This is a genomic window from Mammaliicoccus sp. B-M6, from assembly GCF_022386965.1.
In the GTDB taxonomy this organism is placed as follows: Bacteria; Bacillota; Bacilli; order Staphylococcales; family Staphylococcaceae; genus Mammaliicoccus; species Mammaliicoccus sciuri_A.
In genome coordinates this window covers 1-8,380 of record NZ_JAJNHJ010000058.1, presented here as the reverse complement: position 1 = coordinate 8,380, position 8,380 = coordinate 1, and the positions used below count along the sequence as shown (strand labels likewise).

Sequence of the window (8,380 nt, the reverse complement as noted above, 5' to 3'; positions counted from 1 at the left end):
ATAGTAAGCGATAGCGCGCTAGATTATATAAAAAATAAACTGTGAAGTAGAGTCGTACGTTCTCTACTTACACAGTTTATTTTACACTCCCGTTTATTACCACTTTAACTCACATGTTTCTCTATCTTGTGAGTTTACTACCTCTTTAACTCACATCTTTCCTAATCCCAAGACTCTAACCTACACCACACCCACACTACTACTTCTCACTTTTTACCATTTCTGCATATTCGGTATCGGTTATGGCATAAATGACATCGTCTACTACTTTTTCTTTATGAATTCTATTTTTAGGCATGATCCCTATTTTTTTCATGCCGAGTCTTTTCATCACTTCGCCTGATTTAGGATTAATTATACTGTGCATTGCTTTTACTTGATTAAGTCCTAATGTTTCAAATGATAGTGATAGCAATGCTAATCCCGCTTCTGTCATATAGCCATTACCTGTATATTTTAAATTAAGGGCATAACCGAGTTCTCCTCGTTTATGTTCTTGCTCAACTCTTAAATCAATTGTACCTATTAATTTATCTTCGGATTTTAATTCGATACCGTACTTTCCTAATGGTGCTGTCATATAATGTTTTGCAATTACACTTTTAGTTTCTTCTTTAGATAAGTGTGTTGGAAATACATGTGTTGTATTTTCAACATCAGATGCATATTCGAATAATGATTCAACATCATTTAAATTAATAGGTCTTAAAATAAGTCTTTCTGTTTCCAATATTTGATTTTCTGCTAATTCGACTAATACATCCATACTTAACACCTACTTATGATTGATATTCGTTCAACGCTAATGCTAGACAACCGATTATACCTTGGTCATCATTTAAACTTGGTGTAACAATATATTCTTCTACTGGTGGAACTGCAATATAGTTGTTATTTAATCGTTCAAATTGCTCATGCACTTTTTTTAATAAATGTGTTTGATGCATCACACCACCGCCAAAAATGATTTTTTCAGGCGACAACATTAATGCTGTATTTAGTGCTGCTTGCGCAATATAATAAGCAACGAAATCCCAGTCTTGAGCATTTTCATGAATTTCTTTGGCAGAAATACCTGCTCTTTTTTCGATTGCTGGTCCTGAAGCTAAACCTTCTAAGCAATTACCGTGGTACGGACAATTACCTTCAAAGTCTTGATCATCTTTATGAATTTTAATAGACATATGTCCCATTTCAGGATGACTTAACCCTTGTACAATTTTCCCTTTAACGATTGCACCGCCACCGATACCAGTACCTACTGTATAGTAAACCGCTGAGTCAATATTTTTGGCGATTCCTTTTTTATACTCACCGTATAAAGAGGCATTTACATCTGTCGTAAATGCTACAGGTACATCGAAATGTTCTTGAACTGCTCCTTTAAAATCAAAATTTTGCCACGCAATTTTTGGTGTCGAAGTGATATATCCATATGTATCAGAATCTTTATTGATATCTATCGGTCCAAATGATCCTATACCTATACTACTAATTTGATATTTTTTAAAAAATTCTATAACTTTAGGTAATGTTTCTGACGGCTCAGTTGTTGGTATAGAGATGCGTTCTATTACATTTAAATCTTCATCTCCAACTGCACATACAAATTTCGTTCCACCCGCTTCAATCGCTCCTAGAAGTTTCACTTATATCACACTCTTTCCCTTTTTATTTATTTTTCATAAGTCATATTCTGAATCATAACGCATACGTTCATTAGAACCATCTCTTCTTCTTGAAGACGATTAACATAATAATTGCTATAACGGCCATAATGACGAGAACAATATAATAGCCATCATGCCATTCGAGTTCTGGCATATTTGTAAAGTTCATTCCGTAAATACCTGCAATTAAAGTTAAAGGCATAAACACAACAGAATAAATGGTTAATATTTTCATTATATTGTTCATCTTGAATGAGTTCAAAGAAATATAATTATCTCGTATATCACTCGTCATTTCTCGTGATGAATCTACCATTTCCATTTGTTTCATAAGGTGGTCATTAATATGCGTAATATATAAAAATTGTTGTTCATTAAGATGCAACACTTTACCTTCACGCATTCTATATACTAAATCCTTCATAGGTTGAACAGTTCTTTTAATAATCAGCAATTCTTGTCTTAAATCAAATGTGTCATCGATTAACGTCTTAGTTGTAATATCTAAATTATGACGATCTTCGAAATTAAACACCTTATCTTCAATGTCGTAAATAAACGGAAAATAGTTATCTACTATATCATCTAGAATATGTAATAGTATATCTTTAGGTTCATTTATTTCGATTGTTTCATTAAATAACTTTCTCTTGATTGTATCGATTTCTTCATAACGTTCTCTATGGAATGTCACAATAAAATCATCACCGATAAAGATATCCACTTCTTCAGATTCTAAAGTCTTTAGATCCAATGCATGGAATACAATAAATTGATAATCATCATATTGTTTAAACTTCGGTCTTTGTTGAACTTGCGTTGCGTCTTCTACTGATAAAGGATGAAAATTAAAATAATCAACTAATATTTCAGATTCTTCTTTAGTTGGTTCATTTAAATCAACCCATATCCATTTTTTCTCTTCTGAAATATCTTTAGGTGAATTGGTTTCCTTTAGTTCGCCATTTAAATTGACATAATAAGTTTTAATCATTTTTTTCACACCATTTTTCGCTTTACTTTATTTCATATTATACAACTAAAAAAGCAGTGAGCAAATATACTCACTACTAAAAATAAATTATGAAAATACTACTGTCTTATTACCATTTACGATGACTTTATGTTCACAATGCCATTGCACCGCTCTCGCTAATACTTGAGATTCAACATGTCTACCTGTATGTTTCATATCTTGTGCAGTATATCTATGATTAACTCTTACAACATCCTGCTCAATAATTGGTCCTGCATCTAAATCTTCAGTCACATAATGACTCGTCGCCCCTATTAATTTAACACCTCTTGTATAGGCTTGTTTATAAGGGTTCGCACCAATAAATGATGGTAAGAATGAATGGTGAATGTTAATAATTTTCAAGTGATGTCTATCAACAAATGTCGGTGATAATATTTGCATGTATTTCGCAAGTACTAGTAAATCAACATTGTAGCTTTCACAAATGCTTGTAATTTCATCTTCACTTTCACGCTTTGTTTCTTTTGTTACGCTGACATGATAAAAAGGAATGCCCATATCCTCCACAAATTTGCGATTATTCTCGTGATTGCTGATGACACAACTGATTTCGATTGGAAATTCTTGTCGATTCGCACGTAACATAATTTCACTTAACGCATGGTCTTCTTTAGAAACAAGTAATGCTGTTTTCACTTTTTCTTCAGCATCAAAGATTTGAAAATTAATCTTTCTATTTGTCAGTTCATTCTCTAAAAGCGATTTAACTTCATCGTTTTTATCAAATTCTATACGTAAATATAAATGATTTTCTTCTTCTTGAATGTCTGTATAATGATCTAAATGAAATATATTTGAATTTGTATCTTTTATAATAGTGGATATTAATGATGTAATGCCAATTTCATCTTTACAATCAGCCAATAATATATAATGCTTACTCATGTGCCTCATCCTTTGATTAATTTTGGAAATATTCTTACAATATCAACTATTATAAAATTTAATTTAAAAGAAAACAATAGATTACATCATCAGATTCTAATGTAAACGTATTCATTTATTGTTTTTCCCAATACATGAATTGGTCTAGTTGTAATGATGCTAACGTTTCACGAATTAATCTTTTGCGGTCATAGTAATTAAGACCATGAGATTTAAGTTTTGTAATCTTTCCTTCTTGAACATATTCACCTTTATACAATTTTTTATCCTTTGATACTTTAATGGTCGACTTAGCACCTTCTTTAGGAGAAATAAATAAAGGATCAAATATTTTATAAACTAAGTTCCCAAATGTTTGATTATATTTTGTTTTTCCTAAATTAGTTGAAACAGCACCGGGATGCACTGCCGTAACATGTAAGCCATCTTTCGAAAATTTCTCATGTAATTCTTGCATAAAATATAAAGTCGCAAGCTTAGATCTTCCATAAGACTTAATCGGATTAAATCTTAAAGGATACTTAAAGTTTCGTCTTCCAAGATGTGCAAATAAATATGCACCAGATGATACGATAATAATTTGTTTGTCATGGCTATTCATAATTGAACCAAATAATATATGCGTTAACATAAAATGTCCTAAATAGTTCGTACCAAACATTAATTCGTAACCATCTACAGTTTTTTGTCTTGTTAAAGACATGACGCCTGCATTATTGATGAGACAGTCGACATAAGGATATCGTTCTAAAACAAGTGTCGCAGCTTTCATAACATTTGCTAAATCTGATAAATTACACTTAATAACATCTACTGTTATATGTTGATGTTCCGCTTCTAAAAGCTTTTTTAAGTCATTGCCTTTATCAACATTTCTACATAATAAAATAATAATGTCATAATCGTGTGCTAATTCAATAACTGTTGATTTCCCTATTCCTGAAGTTGGTCCAGTGATTGCTAGAATTCTATTCGACATTGTTTATCTCCTTATTTTTATTGCTTTTTCACATAATTTTGATGTACATAAATCAGTTCTTTAGCCATCTCTTTAATGACTTCAGTAGAAATAAGTTGATCTTCAGCATGAGACAATAACAAATTTAAAGGAACCGGCTCACCTGAAGCTTCTGCTTGGATCAGATCCTTATGCACTTTATGTCCTTCAACTAAAAATTGATTCCCTTCAGAAACTAAGTTCTCAGCTGTTTCAAAATTGCCTTCTTTTGCTTCTTGAATTGCTTGCATATAATTACTTTTTGCCATTCCTACATTTGTAATAATTTGAAAGGCAATTTGTTCATATTTTTCCATTTCCTCACCTTATTTCATTAAGCTTTCGGCATGTTTCAATACACCTTCTCCATCCATCATGCCATATTGTTGCATATCAATTACATCTACTGGTACTTTTCCATTTGCTACTTTTTCTACTTGTGCTTTTTGAAATCTTACTTGTGGTCCTAATAGAATAACATCTACTTCATCAACTTTTGTTTCTGCTTCTGATAAGGCTAACGCCTCAACTTCGTATTCTTTACCTTCTTTATTTGCAGTATCTTGCATTTTTTTAACTAACATACTTGTAGACATACCCGCTGAGCAAACTAATAATATTTTTTTCATGTTAATCTTTCTCCTTTATATTAAATTTAAAATGTGCCCAAGGTTTTAAATAGTTGAGCAGTGGTAAATCATGTGGCTCAATTCTGCCAATCACATTGACTTTTCCAGTATTGAGCATCGGCTTTAATGCAATTTGTAATTCACCTTTATATTGACCATATTCTTCATTGTCTATTAATATGTCACCACGTTTAATGGCAACTGTATGATGTGCTGGAAATGATTCATTTTTATACTTTACACGACTTTGTGTTGAACGAATCATATACTCACTGACATCACCTCTATAAAAATGTGGCTCTTCGATTGCAATTTTCTTCTCTAAATCAGAAATTTCATCAAATAACTTTGCATCAAATGTAATAGGTTCATTTATCAAACGACTCAAAATCTCTAATTCCGCTTCTGAAGGGTAACAATTACTGATGATGACATCATCTATCAACCCAGTAGCCCATAAATGTTGAGCTTGGGTCGTTACTGGTAAACCTCTATGATCTTCTAAAGTTGGCAAACCTTCAGTAACTGGCCACGGTCCAAATTCAGCTACTTTACTTGAAACAAATGCTGCTGTTCTTAACCCGTATTTTTTGAATTTTTTACTACCTTCTAAAAAGAATGATTCGGATATTCCTGCATATCGATGAGGATAAAAATTATGGCATCCTACTAAACAAGCGCGATTCGGCTCAAAATCCATCACATTATCAATATAGTGATTCATCACACTCATATTCAGCTCAACCTTAATGCCATAAGGATTATAGGTCATATCACTTGTTTCTTTCGCACCTACCCCTTCATCAAGTCTTATACCATCTACACCTAAATCATTGAAAAAAGATAAATCATTTGGTTCGATACCGAGTACTTTGAATGTGCGAGGTGCCACATCTATAAAAATTTCAAAGTTTAAATTTTTAGCATAACGAATTGTTTTTTCAATGACTGGTAACAATGTCGCTTTATTTTCATCGGTAAGTTGCAATAAATTTGTAAATATTCTCGTAAAACCGTATTGATGGGCTTTTTCGATATATTGAATATCTTCATTTTCATTTGATTTTCCTGGATATAAAGAAATTCCTAACCGTTTCATCAAACTTCACTTCCATTCGCAATATATTTCTTTTTTTATAATTTTGAATATTTTATCTATTTAGTTTATACTATAACAAAATTGAAGCGCTTACAAACAAAGGGGGATTTTTTATGAATAACTTTGCGACATGGATAGAAGGCAAACTTTCAGGTCCAATGACAAAGCTTTCTAACCAGCGTCATTTACTCGCCATTCGTGACGGGGTTATTTCAGCACTTCCATTTATTATATTCGGCTCATTCTTCCTAATATTTGCGACACCACCGTTACCAGAGTCGTGGGCAATTACTCAGTGGGCAACAGAACACGCTGAGCAAATTTTAATTCCATATAGAATGACGATGTTTATCATGAGTTTGTATATTGTGTTTGGTATAGGTTACAATCTCGCCAAATCCTATGACTTAGATCCATTGTCAGCAGCACAACTTTCCACCGGTGCATTCTTATTAACAATCGCACCAACTATGGATAAAAAATTAGGTTTCGTGTTACCAATGACCAATTTAGGTGGTCATGGACTATTTGTTGCAATGTTTGTTGCGATATTCTCAGTAGAAATATATCGATTATGTAAAAATAAAAATATTACGATCAAGATGCCACCTCAAGTACCGCCATCAGTAAGTCGCTCATTTGAATCTTTAATCCCAGTAGTATTTGTACTCGGTGCGATGAGTATCATTACAGTAGTATTCCAACTTGATTTACATACACTCGTTGATAAAATCGTAGGTCCGCTTGTCTTTGCAGGTGATACATTACCTGGTGTACTAGTACCTGTATTCTTAACAACGTTCTTCTGGGCATTTGGTATTCATGGTATGTCAATTGTCGGGACAATCGAACGTCCACTATGGGAAGTATATTTAGCTAAAAATGCAGAAGCACATGCTGCCGGTGAACCATTACCGCATATAGCACCAGAAACATTTTTCCAATGGTTTGTTTGGATAGGTGGCGCAGGTGCTACATTAGGACTTGTCATTTGTATATTATTATTTGCAAAATCTCAGTTCTTAAAGAAATTCGGTAAAGCTGTATCAATACCATCATTATTTAATATTAATGAACCAGTAATATTTGGATTGCCAATCGTATTAAATCCAATCATGGTTATACCATTTATTATCATTCCATTAGTATTAACCGTCATAACCTACTTAGCAACATTATTTGGACTCGTAAATGCCACAAGCGTAATGGCACCATGGACATTACCAGCTCCAATAGGTGCATACTTAGCAACAGGAGGCGATTGGCGAGCAATCGTACTCGTACTATTTAATATCGCCGTATCAGTCGTCATCTATTTCCCATTCTTCAAAATGTACGACCGTAAAATGGTCTTAGAAGAAAGCGGCGAATCAAAAGAACAAATCGAACAAGATATGAAAGAAGGCAAATAGTAAGAAAATTTGTTTATTATCTATATCAAGACGACACTTTTCATCAAACTTACGTTGCCAATTGGCAATGATAATAGGATTAATAATCCTAAAGTGATTCGCAGTATCTTGATAAGACAGCATATTATCTTGTCTAAATTTTAAAACAGATAATTTAAATTCGCTAGTATAAACAGTGTTTCTACTTTTTAATTCTAAACCTTCTTCTCCGAACTCTTTATATTGATGACCCATATCCGAAGGACAGACCAACTTGAAACCCCATATTTTAAAGCAATTGTTCTATAACTTTGATGTCCTTCTAAATATTCCTTTACAAGTTTTAGTTTGAATTTGAATTCATATTTTTTCCTCATAAAAATGCACCCCAATAATTTGATTTGTTTAGGTCAAATATTTGGGTTCACATCACTCGTGAGTTTACTACCTCTTTAACTCACATGTTTGGCGATCTTATGAGTTTATTACTTCTTTAACTCACATCTTTCCGAATCCACATCCATACTCAATACACCTTCTCTCCCCATACTCCATATTCAACAACACTCCACACCTAAAGGTAGTGACCCCCCAAAGTTAGAGTTTCCATTATGCTATTAATTGGCTGGATTGAGTTCGGTATTGTACTGGACTTCGTCCAGCCAATTTT

10 protein-coding genes are annotated in these 8,380 nt (G+C 32.8%); 1 reads left to right on the top strand and 9 read right to left on the bottom strand.

Annotated elements, in window-relative coordinates; translation table 11 throughout:
• Positions 1-199 precede the first annotated feature (199 nt).
• The 8 genes from LQ693_RS13085 to LQ693_RS13050 form a co-directional block, all read right to left on the bottom strand.
• Entirely contained in the window at positions 200-766 is a 567-nt protein-coding gene (locus LQ693_RS13085) for a GNAT family N-acetyltransferase (protein ID WP_025904334.1), read from the bottom strand.
• Between the two features lie 13 nt (positions 767-779).
• Positions 780-1,649: an ROK family protein gene (locus LQ693_RS13080; RefSeq protein WP_025904333.1), complete on the bottom strand. Its 870-nt coding sequence runs from the start codon at positions 1,647-1,649 to the stop codon at positions 780-782.
• 70 nt (positions 1,650-1,719) lie between these two features.
• The gene (gene corA / locus LQ693_RS13075) at positions 1,720-2,664 is read right to left on the bottom strand and encodes a magnesium/cobalt transporter CorA (protein ID WP_025904332.1); all 945 of its coding nucleotides are present in this window, start codon (positions 2,662-2,664) and stop codon (positions 1,720-1,722) included.
• Between the two features lie 87 nt (positions 2,665-2,751).
• Positions 2,752-3,594 carry a formyltetrahydrofolate deformylase gene (gene purU, locus LQ693_RS13070; protein ID WP_025904331.1) on the bottom strand — a complete coding sequence of 281 codons (843 nt, stop codon included), beginning with the start codon at positions 3,592-3,594 and terminating at the stop codon, positions 2,752-2,754.
• A gap of 115 nt (positions 3,595-3,709) precedes the next feature.
• Entirely contained in the window at positions 3,710-4,573 is an 864-nt protein-coding gene (locus tag LQ693_RS13065; protein WP_025904330.1) for an SDR family NAD(P)-dependent oxidoreductase, read from the bottom strand.
• 17 nt (positions 4,574-4,590) lie between these two features.
• The gene (locus tag LQ693_RS13060; protein WP_025904329.1) at positions 4,591-4,908 is read right to left on the bottom strand and encodes a PTS sugar transporter subunit IIA; all 318 of its coding nucleotides are present in this window, start codon (positions 4,906-4,908) and stop codon (positions 4,591-4,593) included.
• Between the two features lie 9 nt (positions 4,909-4,917).
• Positions 4,918-5,220, bottom strand: coding sequence for a PTS sugar transporter subunit IIB (locus LQ693_RS13055; protein ID WP_025904328.1), 303 nt, complete (start codon positions 5,218-5,220; stop codon positions 4,918-4,920).
• 1 nt (position 5,221) lies between these two features.
• A complete protein-coding gene (locus tag LQ693_RS13050) occupies positions 5,222-6,319 on the bottom strand; it encodes a DUF871 domain-containing protein (protein WP_025904327.1) in 1,098 nt (365 codons plus the stop codon).
• 113 nt (positions 6,320-6,432) lie between these two features.
• Here LQ693_RS13050 and LQ693_RS13045 point away from each other — a divergent pair, with 113 nt between their 5' ends.
• Entirely contained in the window at positions 6,433-7,731 is a 1,299-nt protein-coding gene (locus tag LQ693_RS13045) for a PTS sugar transporter subunit IIC (protein WP_107596564.1), read from the top strand.
• Here LQ693_RS13045 and LQ693_RS13040 read toward each other — a convergent pair.
• Complete coding sequence (locus LQ693_RS13040) at positions 7,690-7,983, bottom strand: transposase (RefSeq protein WP_142922449.1); 294 nt, start codon at positions 7,981-7,983, stop codon at positions 7,690-7,692. The genes LQ693_RS13045 and LQ693_RS13040 overlap by 42 nt on opposite strands.
• Positions 7,984-8,380 lie beyond the last annotated feature (397 nt).